General features: G+C 47.5%; 19 protein-coding genes. 5 read left to right on the top strand and 14 right to left on the bottom strand.

The window, feature by feature from the left end:
* Positions 1 to 520 precede the first annotated feature (520 nt).
* From Q4488_RS14070 to Q4488_RS14060, 3 genes are all read left to right on the top strand, one after another.
* Positions 521 to 1,279: a hypothetical protein gene (locus tag Q4488_RS14070; RefSeq protein ID WP_303581115.1), complete on the top strand. Its 759-nt coding sequence runs from the start codon at positions 521 to 523 to the stop codon at positions 1,277 to 1,279.
* Between the two features lie 556 nt (positions 1,280 to 1,835).
* Positions 1,836 to 1,997 carry a hypothetical protein gene (locus Q4488_RS14065; RefSeq protein ID WP_303581114.1) on the top strand — a complete coding sequence of 54 codons (162 nt, stop codon included), beginning with the start codon at positions 1,836 to 1,838 and terminating at the stop codon, positions 1,995 to 1,997.
* Complete coding sequence (locus Q4488_RS14060; protein WP_303581113.1) at positions 1,994 to 2,530, top strand: DUF6515 family protein; 537 nt, start codon at positions 1,994 to 1,996, stop codon at positions 2,528 to 2,530. The genes Q4488_RS14065 and Q4488_RS14060 overlap by 4 nt, the downstream gene beginning before the upstream one ends.
* 226 nt (positions 2,531 to 2,756) lie before the next feature.
* Here Q4488_RS14060 and Q4488_RS14055 read toward each other — a convergent pair whose 3' ends face one another.
* The 10 genes from Q4488_RS14055 to Q4488_RS14010 all read right to left on the bottom strand — a co-directional run bounded on the left by Q4488_RS14055 (position 2,757) and on the right by Q4488_RS14010 (position 10,749).
* Complete coding sequence (locus Q4488_RS14055; protein ID WP_303581112.1) at positions 2,757 to 3,215, bottom strand: GNAT family N-acetyltransferase; 459 nt, start codon at positions 3,213 to 3,215, stop codon at positions 2,757 to 2,759.
* Between the two features lie 75 nt (positions 3,216 to 3,290).
* On the bottom strand, positions 3,291 to 3,995 hold the full coding sequence (locus Q4488_RS14050; protein ID WP_303581111.1) for a type 1 glutamine amidotransferase: 705 nt from the start codon (positions 3,993 to 3,995) through the stop codon (positions 3,291 to 3,293).
* A gap of 9 nt (positions 3,996 to 4,004) precedes the next feature.
* Positions 4,005 to 4,319 carry a multidrug efflux SMR transporter gene (locus Q4488_RS14045; protein ID WP_303581110.1) on the bottom strand — a complete coding sequence of 105 codons (315 nt, stop codon included), beginning with the start codon at positions 4,317 to 4,319 and terminating at the stop codon, positions 4,005 to 4,007.
* Between the two features lie 108 nt (positions 4,320 to 4,427).
* A complete protein-coding gene (locus Q4488_RS14040; protein WP_303581109.1) occupies positions 4,428 to 5,447 on the bottom strand; it encodes a DUF3445 domain-containing protein in 1,020 nt (339 codons plus the stop codon).
* A 12-nt stretch (positions 5,448 to 5,459) separates the two neighbouring features.
* Complete coding sequence (locus Q4488_RS14035; protein WP_303581108.1) at positions 5,460 to 6,413, bottom strand: PDR/VanB family oxidoreductase; 954 nt, start codon at positions 6,411 to 6,413, stop codon at positions 5,460 to 5,462.
* Entirely contained in the window at positions 6,413 to 6,934 is a 522-nt protein-coding gene (locus tag Q4488_RS14030; RefSeq protein WP_303581107.1) for a dimethylamine monooxygenase subunit DmmA family protein, read from the bottom strand. Before Q4488_RS14030 ends, Q4488_RS14035 begins: the two co-directional genes overlap by 1 nt.
* 267 nt (positions 6,935 to 7,201) lie before the next feature.
* Entirely contained in the window at positions 7,202 to 8,419 is a 1,218-nt protein-coding gene (arsJ, locus tag Q4488_RS14025; RefSeq protein WP_303581117.1) for an organoarsenical effux MFS transporter ArsJ, read from the bottom strand.
* A 10-nt stretch (positions 8,420 to 8,429) separates the two neighbouring features.
* Positions 8,430 to 9,443 carry an ArsJ-associated glyceraldehyde-3-phosphate dehydrogenase gene (locus Q4488_RS14020; RefSeq protein ID WP_303581106.1) on the bottom strand — a complete coding sequence of 338 codons (1,014 nt, stop codon included), beginning with the start codon at positions 9,441 to 9,443 and terminating at the stop codon, positions 8,430 to 8,432.
* A 64-nt stretch (positions 9,444 to 9,507) separates the two neighbouring features.
* Positions 9,508 to 9,744, bottom strand: a complete 237-nt coding sequence (locus tag Q4488_RS14015) for a thioredoxin family protein (RefSeq protein ID WP_303581105.1) — start codon at positions 9,742 to 9,744, stop codon at positions 9,508 to 9,510.
* Positions 9,745 to 9,759: 15 nt separating this feature from the next.
* Entirely contained in the window at positions 9,760 to 10,749 is a 990-nt protein-coding gene (locus tag Q4488_RS14010; RefSeq protein ID WP_303581104.1) for a permease, read from the bottom strand.
* Positions 10,750 to 11,009: 260 nt separating this feature from the next.
* Here Q4488_RS14010 and Q4488_RS14005 point away from each other — a divergent pair, with 260 nt between their 5' ends.
* The gene (locus tag Q4488_RS14005; RefSeq protein WP_303581103.1) at positions 11,010 to 11,708 is read left to right on the top strand and encodes a TatD family nuclease-associated radical SAM protein; all 699 of its coding nucleotides are present in this window, start codon (positions 11,010 to 11,012) and stop codon (positions 11,706 to 11,708) included.
* A 34-nt stretch (positions 11,709 to 11,742) separates the two neighbouring features.
* Here Q4488_RS14005 and Q4488_RS14000 read toward each other — a convergent pair whose 3' ends face one another.
* From Q4488_RS14000 to Q4488_RS13985, 4 genes are all read right to left on the bottom strand, one after another.
* Positions 11,743 to 13,371: a bifunctional diguanylate cyclase/phosphodiesterase gene (locus tag Q4488_RS14000; RefSeq protein ID WP_303581102.1), complete on the bottom strand. Its 1,629-nt coding sequence runs from the start codon at positions 13,369 to 13,371 to the stop codon at positions 11,743 to 11,745.
* A 383-nt stretch (positions 13,372 to 13,754) separates the two neighbouring features.
* The gene (putA, locus tag Q4488_RS13995) at positions 13,755 to 17,378 is read right to left on the bottom strand and encodes a bifunctional proline dehydrogenase/L-glutamate gamma-semialdehyde dehydrogenase PutA (protein ID WP_303581101.1); all 3,624 of its coding nucleotides are present in this window, start codon (positions 17,376 to 17,378) and stop codon (positions 13,755 to 13,757) included.
* A gap of 321 nt (positions 17,379 to 17,699) precedes the next feature.
* Positions 17,700 to 19,169 carry a sodium/proline symporter PutP gene (gene putP, locus Q4488_RS13990; protein WP_303581100.1) on the bottom strand — a complete coding sequence of 490 codons (1,470 nt, stop codon included), beginning with the start codon at positions 19,167 to 19,169 and terminating at the stop codon, positions 17,700 to 17,702.
* Positions 19,170 to 19,543: 374 nt separating this feature from the next.
* Entirely contained in the window at positions 19,544 to 24,337 is a 4,794-nt protein-coding gene (locus Q4488_RS13985) for an NAD-glutamate dehydrogenase (RefSeq protein ID WP_303581099.1), read from the bottom strand.
* Positions 24,338 to 24,620: 283 nt separating this feature from the next.
* Between Q4488_RS13985 and Q4488_RS13980 the strand changes: the two genes are divergently transcribed.
* Entirely contained in the window at positions 24,621 to 25,082 is a 462-nt protein-coding gene (locus tag Q4488_RS13980) for an Lrp/AsnC family transcriptional regulator (RefSeq protein ID WP_303581098.1), read from the top strand.
* Positions 25,083 to 25,116 lie beyond the last annotated feature (34 nt).

The following is a 25,116-nucleotide window of genomic DNA, read 5'->3' as shown; positions in this document are numbered from 1 at the left end:
TTTTCCTCTACATCCGTGTTGAGGTTAAAAATTCAGTATAGATTAAATCCTAAAGTTTATGCCTGTCCCATGGTTCATTGCTCGAGTCATGATGTTTTCCTCTACATCCGTGTTGAGGTTAAAAATTCAGTATAGATTAAATCCTAAAGTTTATGCCTGTCCCATGGTTCAGAAAGAAGAATATTGATTGTAGAGAGAAATATTCAATCAAAATTAGACAACGTCAATCCTCGACCTATTCAGGGTGGATCACCTGGAATGGGTAGACGGAAATAAAAAAACATAACACCATACAAGATGAATAATATATAGGAGACAATATGGATATATTTATAAATATTCTCTCGTCAACTTTTTTATTTTAATATACCTCGTGATTTTAATATTCCGATACCAAAGAAATCGCGGCGTAATATTTGGTTATGTCGGCTATGGATTAATGGTGGCAAACGCCATTCTGTTGAACGTAATGCTCAGCAATGAAATAGAGCTATCGGAAATCACTAAGTGAACTTCTCCATTGGGCATTGTTTCGTCTTCTCTAGTTGCCTTAATGCTTCTCACCTTGCCGGACGCTTCAGGGAAGCTGCTGGACACAGGTGAAGGGGAGCGACTGAACGCGGACTTAAGTCTTGAGCAATTTTCTGAATATTATTTGGGCAAGTTAAAAAAGACTTTATCTAAGTTTTCAACTTTTTTTCTTATTATAGCAGGCCTTGTTTTCATTCAGTTTATAGTTGGCGTATTTGTTCTTTTTTCAGCTATTGGAGGTGCAGGTAGCATTGCCGCAGCATTTCAACAAGCACTATCTTTCGGCATGATAATCTGGCTGGCAATTCTGGTGAGAAACCTGATAAACCTTCAAACCGAAAAAGTTGAAAATGATATTGTAACGACCATTAAACACCGCAAGGAGAGTAAAAGCATGAGTGAAGAAATACTCAAGAAAGCAGAGAAAAAGGCGGCCCACAAAATTACAATTAATGGCGATAATGCGATGTTGGCAATAGATGGTGGGACTATTAGCGGATCTTCGCAAATAAAAAACGTACATGGCGATACAGAGCTTATGAAATCGATGGCGTTATTGCTGGGATACGTTGAGGAGTCCGGAAATAGAGAAGCCATCAGTGCGGCAAACAACTTAGTAGAGGAGGCAACTCAACCTGAACCAAATAAGGAGAAAATGTTTGATCTCTGGGGAAAGATAACATCGATTACACCCCAAATAACCGAAATTATTTCGGTTGTTAATTCTGTAAAATCTTTATTACTTTAGTGCGAGGAATGCATAATCGGGTAGCCGAGGGTCTCTAGCCCTCAGCCCCTACAACACCCTGCATGCGGGTTCGCACAGGGCGTTTCACTGAGAATGATGAAGCTTGATCCATCCATCGCGCAATTCATAAAGCCCCTAGGATTTTAAATAAGCATTGGATAATGCCTGATTTATTCCTAGTGTTTTTGAGCTGCTTCATGGGCCTTTGCAGGTAATGCCACACGCAACGGCTGCCTGAACCGAACGCCCAGCCTCATCAGATTTCTGACGTGATGCGTGGTTTTCATTAAAAGAGTCAAAGCCCTTTAAGCTGTCATTTCTTGCTTTTTAAGCTCGAAGGCTAAAATACTGGCAATTTCAAGGACGAGAGGATGCTAAGGAAGCCTAGATTTTTATGGCTCAAAGTACCAATCCATAGAGGCTGTTCAATAGTCTGTGTCAGCAACGCTTCCTTATACCGGTTCAATCGATTTATTTACGCAGCTTTACACCCGCTTAACTCAACTTAACATTCGTTGTTGTCAAAATGGATTCATATCCATACCGGAGAACAGCCATGCGCTTTCCTATGTATTCCAGCACCGTTGTCTGCACCCCATTAATACCCTTCGTGATTAACCCTAGCTGGCGCTCACATGATTTACTCAGCGATACGCTGCCCATTGAAGTCTCTGCTTTATCTAACCATATGCCTGATGCACACGAGGCCATCAAATGAAAAAATTAACTATTTATCTACTTATTAGCAGCCTTACGCTTGGCACTGTATCACCGCTGTACGCAGGCCCTAGATCCGCACCTCAGTCCCACGGCCATCATGTTGACCACCTACCAGGTGCTGCCGTATTGATGGTGATTGCTGGGGCGACTTACTGGGTCATGGATTCTTTATTTTATCGCAAAGCCGATAAGGGCTATGTCGTTGTAGAGCCGCCTGAAGGCGCATATTATGAACGTCTGCCACCAGGCGCTGTTCCTATCCGGCATCAAGGTCGTGAGTACTACCGTTATCATGGTACGTACTACCGCTGGGTGCCTGAAAGAAAGATCTATGTCGTTGAACCAACGGTTGTTGAGCCCGAGACAGAGCAGGTATCTCACTACGCAGCGGGGTCTGTTCTCACAACTCTTCCCAATGGTAGCAATGCCATTTTAATTAACGGCGTGCAGTATTTCCGTCACGCAGGTAACTACTTTCTCCCCACCGAACGAAGTGGCAAGCAGGTCTATGTGGTTGTCGATATCCATTAAATAACCTGAGAAAAGCTGGCTTTATGCTGGTAAGTAACCTGCATAAAGCCATACGCTCCACGAAAACCGTCTTGGATGCACTATCAAGCATATCGTTAGCAGCGCTAACACAAGTAATTCAAGCAAACGACAATGACAGAAGCCACGTCATGACAAAAAACTAATACAATCCAGAGAGGGGAGTAAAAAATGGAAAGTAAGCAAGAGATAAAAGCAGCCTTGTCGCCTAAACAAGCCCTTTTCGCATCACTTGCATAGTCGAAAAAGCAAAACCCTGACGCTGATAGAATCGTTGTGCAGCATGATTGTCATCATCGGTTAACAGAGTGACACGTAAGACTCCCTGTTCGCGTGCATAATGAATCGCGTGGGTTAACAGAGCGGTGCCGATATGTGAGCCATCATCAAGCCTGCGATATTCGGGGGCGACCACCATATCTTCAAGCGTACAGACACGCCCACCTAAGGCTGTCGACACGCTATAGAGTAAACTAACCATCGCCACAACTTTTCCCTGCCGACGATTTACGAGGATAGCACCGACCTGTGGTGATGCGATGAGCATTTTCAAGCCTCGTTGCTGCGCGTCGATATCGGGCTTAAATTCAACTTCCTGCGCGAACAGCGCCTCTAACAACGAACACAACGCTGGAATATCGGCTTCGGTTGCTAAGGTTATCGTCATGGATCATTACTCGATTTAACGCTTATGTGAACATGCCTCAAGGCCTAGCTCATGCATCGAGACAGCATCGGGATATTAATCAACATGCGCTGGCTCATACAAAGCCTCTAACAGCTGATGCATGGCCTGACGGCTCTGAGGCAAAAATTCAGTATCATTGCGTAACTGATCTGACGTTTGTACTGCCTTGCCGTGCGGTAAGCCATCGGGTTCGAATGCCAAGAAGGCGTCAATGGTGCCTGGGGCTGCTTCTAAATGAAACTGCAACGCCCAAATACGCTGACCCAAACGAAACCCCTGACAAGGGGTCACGGCACTATAAGCAAAGGGGATTGCCCCAGCGGGCAGCCTGAAACAATCACCATGCCAACTCAATGGACTCATGATCTCGGGTAACCAGGTCACCGCGTGATCCGTCTTGATCACAGGCCACCAGCCGATCTCTGTGGTTGTATTACGATAGACCTCGGCCCCGGCAGCCGCCGCAATCAACTGCCCTCCCAAGCAGATACCGAGAATGGTTTTATCATTCTCAATGGCTTGTCGAATAAACGTTTTCTCTGCCACCAACCAAGGGTAATCCGTTTCATTGTTGACACTCATTGGCCCACCCATAGGGAGTAGCCAATCAAAAGAATCAACATCCGGTAGCGTCGCCCCTCGATTAAGACGAACGGTATTCAGTACAAAGTCATGACGCCGGCATGGATCGGTAAACCAATCATGCATGGAACCGATCCACTCTCCCTCGGCATGCTGCAATATCAATACACGTATCATCTGCAATACTCAGGCAAACAGTTTTAAACCACCCACACCCGCGACAATCATGCCGATACAGATCACTCGAAGAAAACTACCTGACTCATCCATAAATAGAATACCGTAGGTCGCGAGTATCGATGCGCCAATACCGGTCCAAACCGCATACGCGGTGCCGACGGGAATGGTCCGCATGGCTAAGGAGAGCAAGCCTAAACTGACGACAATCAGAACAATACTGATCACCGAAGGCCATAATCGAGTAAATCCGTCACTGTGCTTTAAGCCAACCGCCCACAGGCACTCCAACACACCAGCAATAAATATATAGATCCAGCCCATAGATTTTCCCTCTTTATTAACTTTCGACGATAACCGTACTCTTGCACGGTTTCGTCATCAGGCATCGACATACCTAAAGCCATCTATCGCTTCAACGATCGTTGACTATCAATTTGCCGGATCAAACTGTGATAAGTAATCTACCACCATGCCGTGGAAACGGGTCAAGCCTTTGTAGTCAATCAACGCTTGAGGGAGTGTTTTCATGGTCCGATGCATACGCACAGCCCAGGCTTTATTGGTGACTAAATCTTCCAAGCTGAGCAGGTAAGTACGAATACTAATGGTGACCGCATTACTGCGTGGCATTCTATCCAACACCTGTACTTCGACGCGTAGATAGATCTTTTCGCCGACATTCTCCGGCGTGATAGACGCACGCTCATGCCCCCATTCATTATACTTCTCAGATGAGGTATCCATGCGCGCATTAACGGTTAGTGTCCAGTTAAGTCGGCGCACCGGCTGACCCACGGGCAGTGCCATCAGATATTTTCGTGCCCGCTCAATAATGCCCTCACTGTGCACCATTGGCACCGGCCCATGCCATTCGTCAAAACTCATACCCGCATCAAATGCCAGCGACCAGTCCGCTGGACACGTCACCATGCCGGCATCCATAAATAGGTTGCCTTCACGCTGATCCATCAAGGCAAAATCACCCTGCACCTGACGGCCAATATAATCCAGTGGTGGTCGCGGTAGCGTCGTACTATCACCAAAGGTAAAGTGATCATCAATATGCAGTAGCTTGTTTTCCCAGTGCCAGTTATCGCCGTCACGAGTCAGTGCAAAATGCTCAGGATAATCTTCCGCTAACGACACCATGAAGCGTTCAAGCATATCCCAACAGGCCAACTCCATATGCGGCATCGCCAAACAACGACTGGGCATATCATCCAACACCAGCTCTCGTTCGGCCATCTCTGACAGATAATGCTCATCGACATCGATATAATGTTCAAACGCTGAACCTTCCCCACCTTTAGGCTGATGGGCTTCAATATTCACCGAGTAGCGATACTCATCCTCTGGGAATGGAAACGGAAAACGCTCAATCGCTGCAGCGCTATTAGTATAGGTAAAATCGTCACGAAAACTCTGAATCTCTTTCGGTGCTACACGCATTCTTCTGTACTCCTAAATATCTAAAACCAGTCGTTCGCCTGCTGCCCTTGAAACGCACGGCATCATCTGCTTACCCGACTGTTTTTCGGCGTCACTAAGATAACTATCCCGATGCTCAATCTCGCCCTCGGTGACGTCACAGACACATTGACCACACACACCCGCTCGACAAAGGTGCTGGATATCGATATCTGCGGCTTCTAACGCTTCCAATAAACTCGTATCTGCCGCGACCGCCAACTCAACACCGCTACGGCTCAGTTCAACCTTAAAAGGCTGACCCGGTTTAGCGCCAGCAAACTCTTCCCAGTGAATCGCACCGGCAGGTATCCCCAGTTCATCAGCGGTTGCTCGCACCGCCTCGATCAGTGATTCTGGGCCACAAATATAGAAATGCGTTCCCAACGGCTGATCAGCCATCACTGCAGCGATATCACAACGACTCCCCTGATCGGCGTCATAACAGCGACAAGCATCACCCAGTTGTTCAGTCAGTTCTGCACTGTAAGCACCGGTCTGCTGACTACGGTACATATAGTGAAGTTCAAATTCAGCCTCACGCTGCTGCATCACCGGCACATAGGATAGGAAAGGTGTAATACCAACCCCTCCGGCAAATAAAACATGTTTATTTGCCTTCCATGCAGGCGCAAACAAATTGGCGGGAGGCGAGATCTTCAATTCATCACCTACCGCAACCTGTTCATGCATATAGATAGAGCCACCGCGTGACGCTTCTTGCAAACGTACCGCAATCTGATATTGACGGTTATCGTTTGGATTGCTCATCAACGAGTAAGCATTACGGTAACGTTGTTCACCTTCACCCATCTCAACCACGACATGCGCACCGGCTGAGAAAGGCGTCAACTGTCCTTCTAAGGGCTGCAAGGTAAATGCTTTAATCATCGGCGCGACTTGCTCAATCGCGGTCACCTTAACAGACATCTGATCGATACTGCTCATCAGTTCACCTCCCTTTTCTCAGGCATATCAGTACTATCTTCCGCGTTGGCTTGGAAACTAAAATAAGCGCCGTGTAAACGAGAGAAATGATCAGTCACTTCCAGCATTGCACCGCAACCACTGCAGGCATAAGGCGAGTAGGTAACCCCTTCGGTTATCGTATGGCAGTGGCAACAAAACAGATGCCGTTCGCGACTTATCGGCGCTAACAAACGTACCTGATCTGAACACAACCCTGCCTCACGGGCATGACTCGCCACTCGCCAAAGAAACGGCTCAGTTCCCGCTAGGTAAAGTGTACCTGTCAACGGAAATGTCACTAATGATTCAAGTAGTTGAGCGTCACTGGCAGAAGCATATGCCGCTACCGCTTTATCTTCCTGACAACGGTCATACAGTGATTGAAGCTCTACCGGGACATCCTGTTCGGCGATAAAGAGATGAAAGCGTGATTTAGGATTCAATTCCACCGGTGTATATACCGGCTTACTCGCTACCCCATTGACTTGTTCGGTCTGCATCTGAGCCCTCCTGATAAGGTCCGGTTCGCATCATGATATGCATCTATTATTCTTGCTAAGAATATTATGAGAGCGAGCCCGTCTCCTCAATTGTCATGAAGAGGTACTTCAAAAGGGGTAAGCCTTCAAATGCACGTGAGTGTTGAGTATTAACCTACGACACCGCGCTTCGGCATGATGGAAAGTCGTTCTGGCAAGCGGTATCAATGTCTAAAGAGATTATCAGCCCTGAATAAGCTAATAATAGAGAGCAGCACTGACGCCTGTCTACGCGACAGACGGGCGAGGTAAAAGCAGAGAGATCAGGGCGGCAATCATGATAAAGGCGGCTGAGAACCACAAACAGGCACTTAAACCGGCCAACTGAAACAGATAGCCGGATAACACGGTGCCGATGAGACGCCCCAGCGCATTCGCCATATAGTAAAAGCCGACATCCATCGATGCGCCATCTTCACGCGCATAACTGACAATCAGATAACTATGTAACGAAGAGTTAACGGCAAACGCCGCCCCAAACAACAGTAAACCGACCAACAACGTCACTTGAGGAAACAGATTAACGCTCAATGAAGTTGCAATCACTAGGGGCACGAATGATAACCCCAAGGCCCATAAAAATGCTTGACGTCCACCCGGCAGCACACCTGCCCGCTTACCCGTCAAGTACGGCGCTAATGATTGAATAATGCCATAACCGATCACCCAAAGCGCCAAAAAGCCGCCCACCGTCCAGTGATCCCAGCCTAGATGACTGGCCAGATACACAGGTAAAGCCACCACAAACCAGACATCTCGAGCACCGAATAAAAACATCCGTGCAGCCGAGAGGTAATTAATCGCCGCATTTTTAGAGAAAATATGGCTAAACTTAGGCTTGCTATTCGCTTTTCCTAAGTCTTGCTTAAGCAACACTAAGCTCAGCAGCCAGACAAGACTCAACAACAGCGCCATCATCAGCACCGCGCCCTGAAAGCCTAGCCACGTTAACAGCAGGCCTCCGAGAAAAAAGCCAACACCTTTTAACGCGTTTTTCGAGCCGGTCAATACGGCTATCCACTGATACAGAGCGCCTTCCGCATTCGCTGGCACTAACTGTTTAACCGAACTTTTGGCGCTCATTTTATTGAGATCTTTGGCGATACCCGACAACGCTTGAGCTAACATCACCCAGGGCACCGTTAGCATAGCAGCAGGTAATAGCAGCATTGCCAGTGCCACCACCTGCATACCAAGGCCAATATTCATCGTCCGATTGAGACCGATACGGGCGCCAATCCAACCACCAAACAAATTCGTAACAACGCCGAAGAACTCATAAAACAGAAACAACAGCGCAATATCCAGCGGGCTGTAACCGAGCTGATAAAAGTGCAGTACCACCAACATCCGTAACGCACCATCGGTCAACGTAAATGACCAATAGTTACCCGTAACGATAAGATATTGCCGCACCTCCGGTGACAATCGCTGCAGAATAGCCAACACGATATAACTACTCCTGTCCGACCATACGTACCAGTTCAACAGTACGATTAGCATAGCCCCACTCATTGTCATACCATAAGTAGAGCTTTAACTGAGTGTCATTAACCACCATGGTCGACAGCGCATCGACAATACTCGAACGAGGATCGGTTTTATAATCAACTGACACTAAAGGACGCTCTTCATAGCCAAGAATCCCTTTTAACGGGCCTTCTGCAGCCTGCTTCAATAGACGGTTAACCTCATCAACGCTGGTGCCCCGTTGCAACTCGAAAACACAATCCGTAATCGAGGCATTGGCCAATGGTACCCGCACCGCATGGCCGTTTAACTTACCTTTTAACTCAGGAAAGATATGGGTGATGGCGGTGGCCGATCCGGTGGTGGTAGGAATCAAACTACTGCCACAGGCCCGCGCGCGACGCAGATCTTTATGCGGTGCATCGAGAATCGTCTGAGTATTGGTAATATCATGGATGGTGGTCATTGAGCCGTGCTTAATACCCAACTGTTCATGAATCACTTTAACCGCCGGTGCCAGACAGTTCGTGGTACAGGATGCAGCGGTAATAATCGGGTGTGCCTGCGGATCATAAAGGTGATCGTTAACCCCCATCACGATATTTAACACGCCTTCCTCTTTCACCGGCGCGGTGACCACAATGCGCTTAACCCCTTGATCTAAATAGGGCTGCAACTTAGCACTGCTTTTCATCACCCCAGAAGCTTCAATCACCACATCGCAACCGGACCAATCCGTGTCGGCAATCGCCCGATTTTGTGTGCACGGTATCGACTGACCATCGATTAGCATCTGATTCGCTTGAGCGCCCGTGCCTGCAGTGGCCTCGTGCGCCCATGTCCCATGAACAGAATCAAACGTCAACAGGTGCGCCAACGTCGCTGCATCACCAGCCGGATCATTAATCTGTACAAATTCCAACTCGGGCCAATCCCAAGCAGCCCGTAACGCCAAACGCCCCATCCGGCCAAAACCGTTAATACCTACTTTGATCGCCACACGCACCTCCCAAACCTCTTAATTGCGGTTGATAACGTTCCCTTAACAACCGCATTATCGTTCATCAGCCTTGCAACCAGCCACTGACATCGTTATCCGTTGGTATACTGCCGCTATGAACCAATTGCTCATCGATCACCACCGCGGGGGTACGCATGACTCCGTAACCCATAATCACTTGCGGATCCGTCTCTTTTGTCACACTAACCTCTACCCCGAGTTCGGCCGCCTGCGCGGTAATTAACTCAGCCGTTTTAGTACATTTAGCACAACCGCTACCTAATACTTTAATCGTTTTCATCACTCTCTCCTTCTATCACATCACTGGGAACAAGAAATTAAACACCCAGCCTATCAACGTAAATGCACATAACAGCATGGCAAACAGAATCGCCAATAAGCGCCACTGCATCACCTGCTTGAGCAATATAAATTCAGGGAAACTCGCCGCCACAGTACTCATACAGAAAGCTAATGTGGTACCGATAGGCAAACCGTTATTAATCAAGCTTTCCATCACCGGAATCACACCGGTGGCATTCGAATAAAGTGGAATGCCCACCAGCACCGCAGACGGTACTGTCCACCACTGACCATCACCAAGATTTGCTTCAATCCAACCATCAGGGACAAAACCATGTAACGCCGCCCCCAAGCCAACACCGATAATGACCCACTTCCACACCCGACCAAAGATCTCGAGGGTTTCCTCTTTGGCAAACTGATGCCGAGCCGACATCGACATCGATTCGACAGCCACCGAACCCGCGGGGGCATTATTACGGCCTTGTTCCAGTGCCTTTGCTGCGAACGATTGTAGCCAACGCTCAGCCTTAATCGCATCGAGAAAAAAGCCACCAACAATGCCCACCGCCATGCCGACTAAAATATACACCACGGTAAATTTCCAGCCTAACAAACTCAGCAGCAACAGCACGGCAACTTCATTAATTAACGGCGATGTCAGTAGAAAAGCCATGGTGATACCGACCGGAATACCGGCGGAGGTAAAACCGAGAAAAATAGGGATACTGGAACAGGAACAAAATGGCGTTACTGCGCCAAATCCAGCCCCCATTAAATAGCCAGCACCACGATGCTTACCCGCCAAAAAATCTCTAACACGTTCGACATTCAGAGATGCGCGAATTAAAGCAATAAAATAGATCATCACCACCAGTAGAACAAATATCTTGGTGGTATCTTCGACAAAGAAGTGCAACGCTTGACCCACTTTAGTGCTCGATGATAACCCCGCTAGATCATAAATCAGCCAATCAGCTAATTGTGTAAATATTTGAAACATAGCGCTTTCCTTTACTTAGCAGAACTCATTGTAGGCTCTGAGCAAATATCCATCTGCCTGAGTCGACCTGAAACAATACATAATCGTCATAAGCAACATGACGTTCTTAACATATATGGAAAATCATATATCTAAACGATGCATTATAAAAGTGAATCGTGAGTGAATTTGATAATTATTTTATTAAAATTGATCCGCATCATCCCTGCACAACTTATTCACTGTTATGCTGAGCGCCTAATCTCATCATGGATTGACTCATGCACGCCCTAAAACCTAGTGTCGTAGCCGCAAACGCACGCCAAGAAAAAACGAAACCAAACCCTGGCAAGCACGCCCCATTAGCGACGACAACGGCGCATGACGATACCCTGATTTATCAAATTGATAACAACCTTTATATTAATTTAACCGACCGCTGCACGCTCGCTTGTCAGTTCTGTCCAAAGCATAACGGCTGTACTGACGTGAAAGGCTATGACCTCAGCTTGGAAGTACGCCCCTCTGCAGAGCAGATTATCCAATTGATCGGCGATCCCAGTCATTACGACTGCATCGTCTTCTGTGGTTATGGTGAACCCACGCTCAGACTCAATCCCTTACTCGAGATCGCTCACTGGGTAAAAGAGAACGGCGGAACCACGCGCCTCAATACTGATGGCTTGGGAAACCTCGTGAATAAACACAATATTCTGCCACAACTGAGTCAATGTATTGATGCCCTCTCCATTTCACTGAATGCGCAAAATGAAGCCGTTTATATTCGACACTGTCAACCGGCACTGCCGGGCTCATATGATGCCATGCTGTCATTTGTCGCACTCGCCCCCCGCTATATCAACGATGTCAGCGTCAGCGCCATCAATGGACTTGAAGGCGTCGATATCGACTCATGTCGTCAGTTAGCCGAGGCTAACGGGGTGAAATTTAAACAGCGAGAACTGAATGTGGTGGGCTAAAAAATATGCCGACAATAAGCATCAGGCCTAGCGATTAAGATCTACCAAAAGCCCATTGAGTGAACATACTTTCAGGCATGGGTCTGCCTAAATGAAAACCTTGCACAAGATCGCACCCTTCCGTCGTTAGCAGAGCTAAGGTCGCCGCATCTTCGACACCTTCAGCAGTGACTTCCAAACCAAGATTATGGGCTAGATTAATCGTCGCATTAACGATCACTGCATCACTTTCACTCTGTAATATATCCGTAACAAACGAGCGATCTATCTTCAGCTCTTTCAGTGGTAACTGTTTCAAATAAGATAATGATGAATAGCCAGTACCATAATCATCTATCGAAAATTGGAATCCCATCGCATGAATACGATTAATAACCGCCAAAGCCGCCTCAGGATCCGTCATCAGCGAGCTCTCGGTAATTTCTAGCGTAATCCACTGCGGATTAACGCCGGTTGCGCCCTTAATACCTGAAATAAGATCGGGGAGTTCTGGGTTATTCAAATCCTTGGCCGACAGATTGATCGATAATACGATATCTAATCCTTGCTGATGCCATTGCGCGCACTGTGTAAAGCCCTCCTGAATTACCCAACAGGTTAACCCTTGAATTAATCTTGAACGTTCCATTAAAGGGATAAATAGATCGGGAGCGAGCACCCCATGTTTAGGATGGTTCCAGCGCACTAACGCTTCCGCGCCGCTTAAAACCCCATCCTGAGTTCTCACTTTCGGTTGATAAAACAGTTCCAACTCCTGATTTTCGATCGCGTGATGAAGCTCGCTCATCAAGGTCAGCTGTTTCGGACTATGAGCATCAAATGAGGAATCATACACCGCACTGCCTTTATTGGAGTTCTGCGCCATATACAATGCAATACTCGCTCGCTGCACGAGGGTATCAACATCCGTACCATGGTTAGGATAATGAACAATACCGATATTAGCCTGAGTAGATAATTTTACCTTCTCGATAAGAAAAGCATCATGCAATACCCGATGCACACTATCGGCCAGCGACAGTATCTCTTTCTCTGCCAAAGGTTGATTAATTAACATGCTGAAGATATTGCTTTCCAAGCGGGCAATGGTCAATGGTGTCGGAAACGCGCTTTCTAAGCGCACAGCGATTTTCTTAATAAGGCTATCGCTACTATTACGCCCTAACGTATCACTAATCTCCTTATAATTAGCCACCTCAATCAACAATATAGAAAAAGCACTCCTACCTCGCGGCGACACAATTTGTTGCTGTACTCGGTCATAAAACAACTCTTTATTCGGCATATCGGTGAGCAGATCATGAGTAATACTGTGACGAGCCTGTTTTTCGAAGCTATCGGCTTTGTCCCGCAGCTCCTGAGTCTGATCCATGACCATCGCACTGGCTTCATAGGCCAATACCGTACTGGAATACTGTCCCCAGAAGGCAAAAACAAACGGCACGACATTTAAAATCCAAAGCGCAAAGTTGGTTTTTTGCACCTCGATTAAGCTACTAAGATAGATATTACCGTGCTCGAATTGAGATACGGCGAGGGTGGCAATAATCAGCGCAACAACCGCGATGACAATACCCTGCCACGCCGTTTTGGATACACGGGAGCGTAACACTTTGACATTATTGTGCAGAAAGTCACTCGTCGAACCGCTTATCACATTCACAACTCAACTCCTTGTGGTTGTCTCTTTTCCCCTCGGATAGCCGCGCTAATCGAAGAGTCGCAATCGCCATACTTGGTCAATCGACGCACAGATTGAAATCACCAAGCATCCTTGCTCTGTATTAATATCGCCATAATACAGTAAATCTCTGTCTACTTTATCCTAATCTCGCCACGCCTTTAAGTCTTTTTGCGACCTTAATGCATAAAAAAACCCCTCAGATGAGGGGTTAAAAGCTCGCTGATGAATCAGTATCAGCCGATCGAAAGCAAGTCTATAAACAGGGCTACGTCAAGTGATCAACCCTTGTTGCTACAGACTAGTGATCGCCATTAAACTCAGCGGGGTTCATGTTGATCGCTACGCTCGGCTATACAAACCGATTACTCAGATGCCGCGATCAAACTCGCATTACCACCCGCAGCGGTGGTATCGACGCATAAATGACGTTCAAGCGTAAAACGATCTACCGCATGACGCTCAGTAATGATCGGTATAATCGCGCCCTCTCGGGTCGCTAACGCCTGCCGATAGGCTTTCAGGGTGGCAACATCGGCACCACTGGCAACCGCAGCAAAGCCTGTCACACTCGCCAACACATCAGGCACTAATAGCCCATTCAGCCCGATAACCGGTAAGCCGGCCGTCATCGCCGCCTGACACTCCGCTTCCGCTCCCGGCGCGACAACCACCACCGCATTCCCCTGTGATAACGCCAGCACAGCATGCTGCATCGCCGTTAACAAATCGGGCCCTAAACAGAGTACAGTGCCGCGCGCATGAGTGGAAAGTACATTCAACTCTCCGGTAGGCCCAGGCATCGGCTCGGCATCCTGCTGTAATGCTGCGTAATCAATCGCATGATCAGCGAATAGCGATTTTAGCGTTTCGAGTCGACTGTTATCGAGCGCCCATTGACGATTATCGACACTATCGATAGCCTGTTGTAGCGCGCTTGACCCCACCGCTGCCATCAGTTCTGATGCCACCGGGGCAACAGACTCACGCCGCATAAAACGTTTCACATACTCTGGGCCACCCGCTTTTGGCCCGGTACCAGACAAGCCTTCACCACCGAATGGCTGCGAGCCGACGATCGCACCGATCTGATTCCGGTTGACATAAATATTGCCCGCTTGGATACGGCTGCAAATCTGAGCAACACGATTATCAACCCGCGTATGTAAACCAAACGTCAGGCCATACCCCGTCGCATTAATGTTATCGACGACCTTATTGATATCCTCCGCCTCAAAGGTAACCACATGCAAAACAGGACCGAAAATTTCTTCTTCCAACTCAGCAATACTGCCAATTTTAATCACGGTGGGGGCGACAAATAGGCCTTGATCCGGCAAAGGCAGCGATTTCAGCACCTGACCTTTCGCCGCATATTTTGCACAATGCGCTTCAATCTTCGCCTTAGCGGCCTGATCGATGACCGGTCCAACATCCGTGCTCAACAACCATGGATTACCCAAACGCAATTCATCCATTGCGCCAAATAACATTTCCAACAGATTATCGGCAATATCTTTTTGTAAATACAGCACCCGCAAGGCAGAACAACGCTGCCCGGCACTCTGAAAAGACGATGCCAAGACATCGCGTACCACTTGCTCAGGCAACGCCGTGGAATCAACGATCATCGCATTCATGCCGCCAGTCTCAGCCACTAACGGTGCGTCAGGGGCCATATTTTCTGCCATCACACGATTAATCCGCTGCGCCGTCGCCGTTGAGCCGGTAAAACAGACTCCCGCAATGCGACTGTCAGATGTCAACGGTGCGCCGACCTCGACCCCACTGCCCGGCAATAATTGAATAACATCCGCCGGAATACCCGCCTGATGCATTAATTCAACGGTACGTGCAGCAATCAACGGCGTCTGATCAGCCGGCTTCGCTAACACGGCATTACCTGCCGCCAATGAGGCGAGTACTTGACCAGAGAAAATCGCCATCGGAAAATTCCAAGGCGAGATACAGGTGATCACTCCACGCGCCTCACCCTCAGCCTCATTGCGCTCGCCTTCGTTGGCGTAGTAGCGCGCAAAATCGACGGCTTCACGTAATTCACCAACCGCGTCCAACATAGTTTTACCCGCTTCACGGGTGACCAGCGCAAATAACTCAGCCGCGTTCTGCTCCATTAGATCTGCCAATCGACGCAGACAAGCCGCTCGCTCAGCCGCCGGCGTCGCTGACCACTGACGATAACCTTGTTGCGCCGCGACGATGGCCGTTTCAATATCCTTGGCAGTGCTTGTCACTACCTGTCCGACACAATCGTTTGGCAGCGCAGGGTTAAGAATATCAACCGCGGCATGACTCTCAACCGTACCAGCAATCATCGGTCCAGCTTGCCATTGAGTCGCCTCAAACTCGGCCCGCTGGGCGTTCAGTTCAGCAATCTGAACCGGATCGGTAATATCCCAACCGCGAGCATTTTTACGCTGCTCGCCAAACAGTGCCGCTGGACGAATAATGGCGGCACTACTGATGTTATCGCCCATCGCTTCAATTACCGCAAACGGATCTCGCGCAATCTCTTCTGGTTTAATCCGTGTATCGACAATCTGATTAACAAACGAGCTGTTAGCGCCGTTTTCCAAGAGACGACGTACCAGATAAGCCAGCAGATCCCGATGCGCTCCCACCGGTGCATAAATCCGGCAACGCGTCCCCTGCTCCTTCAACACCGAATCGTGTAACGATTCACCCATGCCGTGCAAACGCTGGAATTCAAACTTTGTGTTATCCAAATCACGTGCCAGATGCAGAATACCGGAGACTGAATGAGCGTTATGAGTGGCAAACTGTGGATAGATACGATCCGTCATGCCAAGCAGCTTTTCTGCGCAGCAAAGATAAGACACATCAGAGTTCACTTTACGGGTATACACGGGAAAACCATCCAATCCCATCTCTTGTGCGCGTTTAATCTCCGCATCCCAGTAGGCACCTTTTACTAAACGCACCATAATCTTACGATCCAGTCGGGTCGCCAAGACATACAGCCAATCGAGGACAAACGCAGCCCGCGGACCAAACGCCTGAACCACAATACCGAAACCATCCCAGTCCGCTAGCGCCTCATCGGTTAATACCGCTTCGATCACATCCAGAGACAGATCTAAACGATCTTGCTCTTCAGCATCGATATTGAATCCCATATTGGCCTGTTTGGCTTGTAATGCCAGCGTTTTGGTTCGCTCGACTAACTCGACCATCACGCGCTCTTTCTGTGCAAACTCATAGCGTGCATGCAACGCTGATAGCTTGACAGAAATACCAGGATTCATACGAATATCAGTATGAATACAGGCGGGCGTGAGTTTACCAATCGCGACACTATAGGCCTCATGGTAGCGCAACGCATCGGCATCCGTCCGCGCCGCTTCACCGAGCATATCGTATGAGTAGGAATAGCCTTGCTTTTCTAACTTACGGGCTCGCTTAGTTGCCTCTTCGATCGTGCGACCTAAGACAAACTGACGGCCAAGCTCTTTCATCGCCTGTCCCACCGCTGTCCGCACTAATGGCTCACCCAAACGCTTAACCATACCGCGTACCGTCTGCGTCACACCTTTATCTTCACTCGGCGCAATCAGCTTGCCGGTCAGTAACAAGGCCCAAGTCGATGAGTTGACTAAGGAAGACTTAGACTTACCCAAATGCTCGCCCCAATTACCTGAAGCAACTTTGTCTTCAATCAGCGCATCAATGGTTAACGCATCAGGCACCCGCAACAAGGCTTCGGCCAAACACATCAAGGCCACACCTTCTTTCGTTGTCAGGCCATATTCACCGAGAAATTTTTCCATCATTGAAGGTGAACTCTCCTGACGAACACGAGTTACCAGCTGTGCAGCATTCTTAGAGATCTGATGACGGTCTGCAACCGTCATATGGGCATTACTCATAAGCTCACGAATAACCTGACTCTCATTAGCCAGATAATACTCTCGAATTGTTGTCCGCAGCTGATCAGTTGTATTTGTCATAAGCTCACCTTCAATCGTTATACCGTCTTGTCTAAAACACTCACATAAACGGCTTTTGTTTTATACATTGTAGCCACTCATTGAAAGTCATTTTCACTATTTAATTAGTTTAAATAGACATTTAAACTTTATTTAAAACAAAAAATAAACAACATCTAAAATAAATAGCAAATACGCAAACCAATAAGACTATTGCGATACATTAATCAAGGCATAAAAAAAGCCTCGCATTGCGAGGCTTTACTAGTGACTTATTAAAAGTATAGCGTGATATCTACCGTTCGTTAGGCTGACTTAACGCACTATCAGCATGTGCTTGCGTTAGCTTTTCAATTCAACCAGCACTTTTTCAAAACGTTCTTCAATTGCCCGAATAGGCGGCGCAGTCATCAAAGAGACACCTATCACAGCAATAAAAGCAAATACAACGCCCGGAATGATCTCGTAAACATCAAACCATCCCCCTGACAGTTGCTTCCAAACCACCACGGTAATGCCACCGACAATAATACCCGCGAGCGCACCGGCTTTATTCATCCGCTTCCAGTAAAGAGACATAATCAACGCAGGCCCAAAGGCAGCACCAAAACCTGCCCAAGCATATGACACAAGCCCCAACACTTTAGAATCTTTATCCAGCGCCAAGAATGTGGCGATTAAAGCGATCACAACCACTGCCACTCGACCCACTTGCACCAACTGTTCCTGAGTCGCTTCTTTATTAAACAGCGCCTTATAAAAATCTTCAGCCAAGGCGGAAGAGGACACCAGAAGTTGTGAATCCGCAGTACTCATCACCGCCGCTAAAATAGCCGCCAACAAGATACCCGCTACCGCAGGATGAAACAGCGTATCAACCATCACCATAAAGACGGTTTCGGTATCGCCCAACCCCTCGGGTAAATAACCGATGGCCGCCAGACCAATAAGACAGGCACCCGACATCGAAATACCACTCCAAACAACCGCGATACGGCGTGCAGCAGGCACGGAGTCTTTACTCTTAATACCTTTAAAACGCGCCAAGATATGCGGCTGACCGAAATACCCCAGCCCCCAACCAACGAGCGATAAGGTACCGATTAAGGTGATGGCTTTACCCTCCTTATCGGTAAACATATTGAGTAATTCAGGATTTTTCGCATTAACCGCAGCCAGCGTTTCTGTCACCCCGCCGAGTTCGCTAATCGCCACCAGAGGTACCATCACGAGCGCACCCACCATCAACAGCCCCTGCACCACATCGGTCCAAGATACTGCCAGGAAACCACCGAACATGGTGTAAGAGATAACCGCCACCGCGCCAACAATCACCGCAATGGTATAATCGAAACCAAACACCGTTTCAAACAACTTACCACCAGCAACGAGACCCGAACTGGTATAGAAGAGGAAGAAGACTAATACGAAAAACGCCGACACCACCCGTAGCGTATGGCTGCTGTCATGGAAACGTTTTTCAAAATAAGCCGGTATCGTCAACGCATCGCCGGCCTGTTGAGAATAAACCCGCAGACGCTGTGCCACTAACAGCCAATTTAACCAAGTACCGGCTAGCAACCCCCCCGCTAACCAAAAAGAGCCATACCCTGCGGCCATCGCATAACCCGGCAATCCCATTAACAACCAGCCACTCATATCAGATGCCCCAGCGCTCAAAGCACTGGGTAACGGACCTAGGTTACGTCCACCTAGTACATAATCAGATAGATCCTGAGTTCGACGGTATGCCACAATACCAATGGCCAACATCAGTATTAGATAAATGATAAACGTAATCGTAATAATCATTTAGTAAACCTCATCATTATTATATTTCACCGCGGTTTTCCGCTGTTTTTTTCGCTGACGACTGACAACCATGCAACTTCATCATGCACCCTGCACACGGCACAGCGGATGTAAGAGCTGGTTATATAAACGGCCAGATGAACGCGCAAGCTTACAGCACAACCGTTAGCCTTTTTCTCTTTTTTACAAGATATTAAATTAACTTATGGCTATTTTTTAGAAATTCAACTAACTACAAGTCTTAATATGGCTAATAATTAAGTCATTGTGACTCGACAGTCCTTAAAAAAGGCGATACAGAGAATAACCCTGTATCGCCTTTAAGTACTATTGTTAATCTCAGCTAAGCACGGCCGTCATAGCTCGAATCTACGTTAACTTAATTCCAGCAGCACACTCAGCGCCACCGAGAAAATCGAAGAGTCGATCACCTTGGTATTCTGAATATCCTTCAGGGTATGATGCCAACGCTGTAGCTGTCCGGCTTTAGCTTCCTCCCAACGCGTCAGACGTTGTTCAACACTGCTATCGGCGTCACCGGTTTGTAGCACTTTCAATGTCAGCGCTCGATGTTGATTATCCAGCTCAATTCGATAGCTGTTTTTCGCCAACGCTTGCCAATGATTGACGGCACTAAACTGTCGAATCTGCTTATCTAGCCAAATGAGATTAAGGCTCGTACCGACACCAAAATAGGTCATCGCGACGTGTTCAACAGGCTCATTGGTTTCCAGGGATACATCGATCACATCCAGCAACCAGTAGATATTTTCACTCGCCGCACAAAAAGCTGACAATCGACCGGGAACACCGGCCTCAGTATAACGATCATACTTCTCTTGCAGGCGATCTGCCGGAATGACTTTATGGATCTGCGCATCAGAAATAACCACCTGATCGATAGCAGGCTTATAAACTTCAAGACAGCTATCCATATCCAGACCATCACGATGATGCCGTAACAACCACTGAGTACCTCGGGCTAACAGTTGAATGAGATCTTTCATCATCTGGACCTGCAATTCAGCGGGTACCTGATTATCCAGTGATTCAATCTGTTGCCACTGCGCCTCGACACCAAACACCTCACGGGCCACCATGTAGGCCGCCGCAATATCGGCGTAACTAGCACCGATAGCCGAACTGAGGTTATTAACAAACGTAATCCCCATTCGATTGATCAGATCATTAGCGATTTGTGTCGCCGTAATCTCGCGATGCAGACGATGATTATGTAAAGCCTCGGGAAACTCTTTCAACAGGCGCGCTGGGAAAGCGGTTTCCATCTCTTTGGAAAAGCCTTTGTTTTCCGTTAACCAAGAGTTAATTAAAGCCTGCTTGAGTTCGATGCGCGCATAGCAAATCAACACAGATAGCTCAGGCCGCGTTAATCCCTGACCATTTTCCCGCCGCTGTCTCAATTGCTTTTCAGTGGGCAAAAATTCCAACTCAGGATTCAACTTGCCCTCTCGCTCCAAACTCTTGATCAGACGAATATAATCATCTAACGACTCCTGAGAGACCATTTCGGCAATATTCAACGCCTGTGCCTGACGATAGTTGTTTTTTAGCACCAGCTCAGACACATCATCGGTCATATCCCGCAACAGCTGATTACGCTGTTTCATGGTCATATCACCCTGACTAACCAACTCGTTCAGTAGGATTTTGATATTCACTTCATGGTCCGAACAATCGACACCACCGGCATTATCAATAAAATCGGTATTCGATGAGCCACCATTGAGCGCAAATTCAATCCGTCCCAACTGCGTAAAACCGAGATTACCGCCCTCACCGAGCACCTTACATCTCAGCTCACACCCATTGACACGCAGACTATCATTGGCTTTATCACCGACATCGGCATGGGTTTCTTGCGTGGCTTTAACGTAAGTACCAATACCGCCATTCCAAAGCATATCAACCGGTGCTTTCAATAAGGCATTAATCAGATCATTCGGCGACAACCGCGTTTCGCTAATCGCGAAGCGCTGCTTCATTTGCGGCGAAATCTCGATCCATTTTGCTGCACGGGAAAATAACCCACCGCCTTTACTGATCAGTTTACTGTTGTAATCCGCCCAACTTGAACGTGGTAGAGCAAACATCCGCTGCCGCTCAGTAAAGGCACTCGCCACATCCGGCGTCGGATCGATAAAGATATGCATATGGTTGAAGGCGGCCACTAAGCTAATCGTTTCGGATAACAGCATGCCGTTACCGAACACATCGCCAGCCATATCACCGATACCGATAACGGTAAATTCTTCTTGCTGAGTATTAACGCCCTGCTCACGGAAATGCCGTTTGACCGATTCCCACGCACCTTTGGCCGTAATACCCATGCCTTTATGGTCATAGCCTTGACTACCACCAGAGGCAAACGCATCGCCTAACCAGAAGCCATATTCATCGGAAATAGAGTTAGCAATATCGGAGAAGGTGGCGGTGCCTTTATCGGCCGCTACAACCAGATATGGATCGTCTTCATCATGACGCACCACCGCATCGGGATGAACCACTTCACCGGCAACTAAATTATCCGTGATATCCAATAAACCACGAATATAGGTTTTATAACACTCGATACCTTCGGCCTGAATCACTTCTCGATCATTGGTATCGGGCATACGTTTACAGATAAAGCAGCCCTTCGCACCCATAGGCACAATCACCGAGTTTTTCACCTGTTGCGCCTTCACTAGGCCCAGCACTTCGGTACGATAATCCTCCATTCGATCCGACCACCGCAGCCCGCCGCGAGCCACTTTACCGACCCGAAGGTGTACGCCTTCGATACGCGGCGAATAGATAAACACTTCAAATTTAGGTTTAGGCTGTGGAATATCTGGAATCGATTGCGAATCGATTTTAAACGAGAAGTAGGGCTTATCTAGGCCATCTTGCTGCTGATAGAAGTTAGTCCGTAAGGTGGCTTTAATAACCACCATAAAGCGACGTAAAATTTTATCATCATCGAGGCTGTTAACGCCCTCCAATGCATTGAGGATATTCTGCTCGATCTTTTCAGCCTGAATGGCATCCTGCTTTGCTGGGTGAAAACGACAGCGGAATAGCTCAACCAATTGACGACTAATGTCAACATTGCGCACCAATACATCCGCGAGGAATGGCTGCGAAAAACCAAAACGGAGCTGTTTAATATATCGACCGAAGGCACGCAACATAGCGACTTCACGCCAATTGAGACCGCCAGCAATAACCAGCCGGTTAAACTCATCACTATCTGCCTGACCATCCCAAACTTTAGCGAAGGCTTCCTGCAAAATCGTTTTAACTTTATCCAGTTCGACGACAGTCTGCTGATCATAACTGACGCGAAAATCACTGATCCAAAACTGCTTAGCATCCCGATCGGTCACGACATAGGGATGCTCACTCAGCACTTTTAAACCTAAATTTTCAAGCAATGGAATCACATCTGATAGCACCAGCGGGCGCTCAACACTGAAGAGTTTAAACTTCAAAATACCGTTAGATTCATCAAACGAACGGTAAAAGCTCATCGCGATCGTCTCTGCCGACTGTAAATAGGAGATATGCTGAAGATCATATACTCCATTTCCGGTTGAGAAGTTCTCTTTATACGCAGAACTGAAGCCACCGCTAAAGCGGTTCACAAAGCGACTCCCTTTCTCCTCACCATAGGTTTCTATCAGGCTGACATTCAAATCATCATCCCAAGAGCGGGAGATCTCCAAAATTTTCGCCTCAATAGTATCCAGATCAACTTCCTGTTGCTGATCCGGATCACCATAAATAACAAAATGGGTGCGCGACAATACAGATTCAGAAATCTGGGAATTGGCTTCATAATCCCGGCCGTACAACCCCTTATACAGTAGATTAAGCACTGAATTACGCAGTTTTGTGGTGTATAGGTCACGCGGAATATAATAAAGACAGGAGTAAAAACGTTTACTCGCATCTTGTCGCACAAATAAGCAGGCGCGGCGACGTTCCTGCATATTAAAAATGCCGATACTGGTTTGCTGAAGATCACTGGTTTGCGCCAGAATCAGCTCTTCACGCGGCATATCGGTGAGAATCTGCACCAAGGCTTTGTGACTATGGCCACCGGGTTCGAAACCACACTCCGAGAGAATACTGATCAGTTTTAGCCGCACCACGGGAATTCTTAACGGATTCGTCAGAAACACCGTCGATGTGTACAAGCCGTAAATTCGACACTCACCACAGACGCGTCCCTGCTGATCAAATCGCTTAATAATAATCAGATCGCGGTAAACGGAACGATGCACCGTCGAACGCACCACATCCTTGCTAAACATCACTAGCTTATCGGCGAGTACGAACTGCTGCTCCAGTTGACTGAGTTCCTTGCACTGCTTTGAAAGACGCTGCGTGCCTAGCTGCGAGTCCGCCACCGTATCGACAAAAACCTGTCCCTCGGACTGACGAATAACAACCTCTTCGTAGCCCTGAAAGATAAAGTTACCATCGAGCAACCAATCCAGTAGTTTACGCGTTTCTTTGATCTCAGGACTGTTCGCATCACGCTGACGCAACTCCTCTTTCAAATCTTGCGCTTTCTCTTTAATCGGCTCAAAATCGTCAACAACGGCCTTAACATCCGCCAATACTTTCAACAGTCCATCACGTAATTCATTCAGCGTTTCCGGCGATGAATGTCGCTCGATCTCCAAATAGATCAACGATTCTACCTGCGCACTTTCACTCCGCTCACGCACAGGTTTAACACTTTTAAGCTTATGAGTTTTGCTTCGCTCGCAGGCTAATACACAGTTATTGATGCTCAGAATGCCCAATTCACGACGGTTAAGCTCCATCCGAACCGAATCGACCAAAAAGGGAATATCAACGTTATGAATCTGAATAACGGTATGATTCGAATGCCAGCCATGCTGCTCATAGTCGGGATTAAACACCCTCACATCCGAGGCAGGCGCCTTATAATCCTGCATCAATTGCCAATATGACAGAGCGGTGGCAGACAAATATTCAAGCGAGCGACTCTGTAACTCTTCCGGGGCCGCGACACTAAAAAACTTGTGGGTAAACAGTTGCATCGAAGCTTTCAGACTCTGGCTGACTTGAGCGCAGAGCTTTTCGCTGAGTAGATCAATAATCTGTGACTTGGTGAGACTCACTAAATCATGCATTTCGTATAAACTCCCGATAGCTTTCGCTACGACCGGTACAAACCGGATTATTATTATTCTCTGTCTGGGTGTAAACGACGACCATAAGACAGAGCAATGATGCTAATACTCACGGCACAACAGCCAATAATTACAGAATAGGCGCAAAAACCGATAAGTCTTAGTTAATGTCAAAGTATAGGAAAAGAATAGAAGTCTTTTTCACTGTATTTTTGCTATTTATAGCCGTATCCTTTTAATCTCGATGATTTAAACACACGAACAACCAGAACAATAAAATATTATGGATAAACTGGATAAACTAGATATAGCGATTCTGCGTGAATTACAGAAAAACGCTCGAATCACGGTAACAGAGCTAGCGTCAAGGGTAGGTTTGTCAAAAACACCCTGCCAAATTCGCATGAAGCGCCTGGAAGATCAAGGCTATATCCTCGGCTATATCGCCCTCGTCGATCAAAAGAAACTGGGCACCAAACATGTTGCCTTTGTCCAAGTAAAACTCAGCGACACCAAAACGAAAGCATTACGCGCGTTTAACGATGCCGTCCGAGAAATTCCAGAGATCGAACAGTGTCACATGGTCGCCGCTAATTTCGACTATCTGTTAAAAGTGCGCACTACCGGCATGGAATCCTATCGTGAGGTACTCGGGGAGAAAATATCCTCGCTACCCTACGTCACTCAAACCAGCACCTTCGTCGTCATGGAAGATATCAAAGATATCGAGTCGAAACTGCTCTGATTCTTTATCAGTCACCGATGTAAGCGGGAATCCC

The organism is Amphritea sp. 1_MG-2023 (genome assembly GCF_030547545.1).
In the GTDB taxonomy this organism is placed as follows: domain Bacteria; phylum Pseudomonadota; class Gammaproteobacteria; order Pseudomonadales; family Balneatricaceae; genus Amphritea.
This window is presented reverse-complemented; position numbering and strand designations above follow the sequence as displayed.

Coding starts and splice junctions, on each gene's coding strand:
- Q4488_RS14045 (WP_303581110.1), bottom strand. CDS start 4,319: ATGGGCTGGATCTATATATTTATTGCTGGTGTGTTGGAGTGCCTGTGG.
- Q4488_RS14015 (WP_303581105.1), bottom strand. CDS start 9,744: ATGAAAACGATTAAAGTATTAGGTAGCGGTTGTGCTAAATGTACTAAA.
- Q4488_RS14030 (WP_303581107.1), bottom strand. CDS start 6,934: ATGCAGACCGAACAAGTCAATGGGGTAGCGAGTAAGCCGGTATATACA.
- Q4488_RS14040 (WP_303581109.1), bottom strand. CDS start 5,447: ATGCGTGTAGCACCGAAAGAGATTCAGAGTTTTCGTGACGATTTTACC.
- Q4488_RS14065 (WP_303581114.1), top strand. CDS start 1,836: ATGCGCTTTCCTATGTATTCCAGCACCGTTGTCTGCACCCCATTAATA.
- Q4488_RS13980 (WP_303581098.1), top strand. CDS start 24,621: ATGGATAAACTGGATAAACTAGATATAGCGATTCTGCGTGAATTACAG.
- Q4488_RS14050 (WP_303581111.1), bottom strand. CDS start 3,995: ATGATACGTGTATTGATATTGCAGCATGCCGAGGGAGAGTGGATCGGT.
- Q4488_RS14060 (WP_303581113.1), top strand. CDS start 1,994: ATGAAAAAATTAACTATTTATCTACTTATTAGCAGCCTTACGCTTGGC.
- putA (WP_303581101.1), bottom strand. CDS start 17,378: ATGACAAATACAACTGATCAGCTGCGGACAACAATTCGAGAGTATTAT.
- Q4488_RS14035 (WP_303581108.1), bottom strand. CDS start 6,413: ATGAGCAGTATCGATCAGATGTCTGTTAAGGTGACCGCGATTGAGCAA.
- Q4488_RS14055 (WP_303581112.1), bottom strand. CDS start 3,215: ATGACGATAACCTTAGCAACCGAAGCCGATATTCCAGCGTTGTGTTCG.
- Q4488_RS13985 (WP_303581099.1), bottom strand. CDS start 24,337: ATGCATGATTTAGTGAGTCTCACCAAGTCACAGATTATTGATCTACTC.
- Q4488_RS14010 (WP_303581104.1), bottom strand. CDS start 10,749: ATGTTTCAAATATTTACACAATTAGCTGATTGGCTGATTTATGATCTA.
- putP (WP_303581100.1), bottom strand. CDS start 19,169: ATGATTATTACGATTACGTTTATCATTTATCTAATACTGATGTTGGCC.
- Q4488_RS14005 (WP_303581103.1), top strand. CDS start 11,010: ATGCACGCCCTAAAACCTAGTGTCGTAGCCGCAAACGCACGCCAAGAA.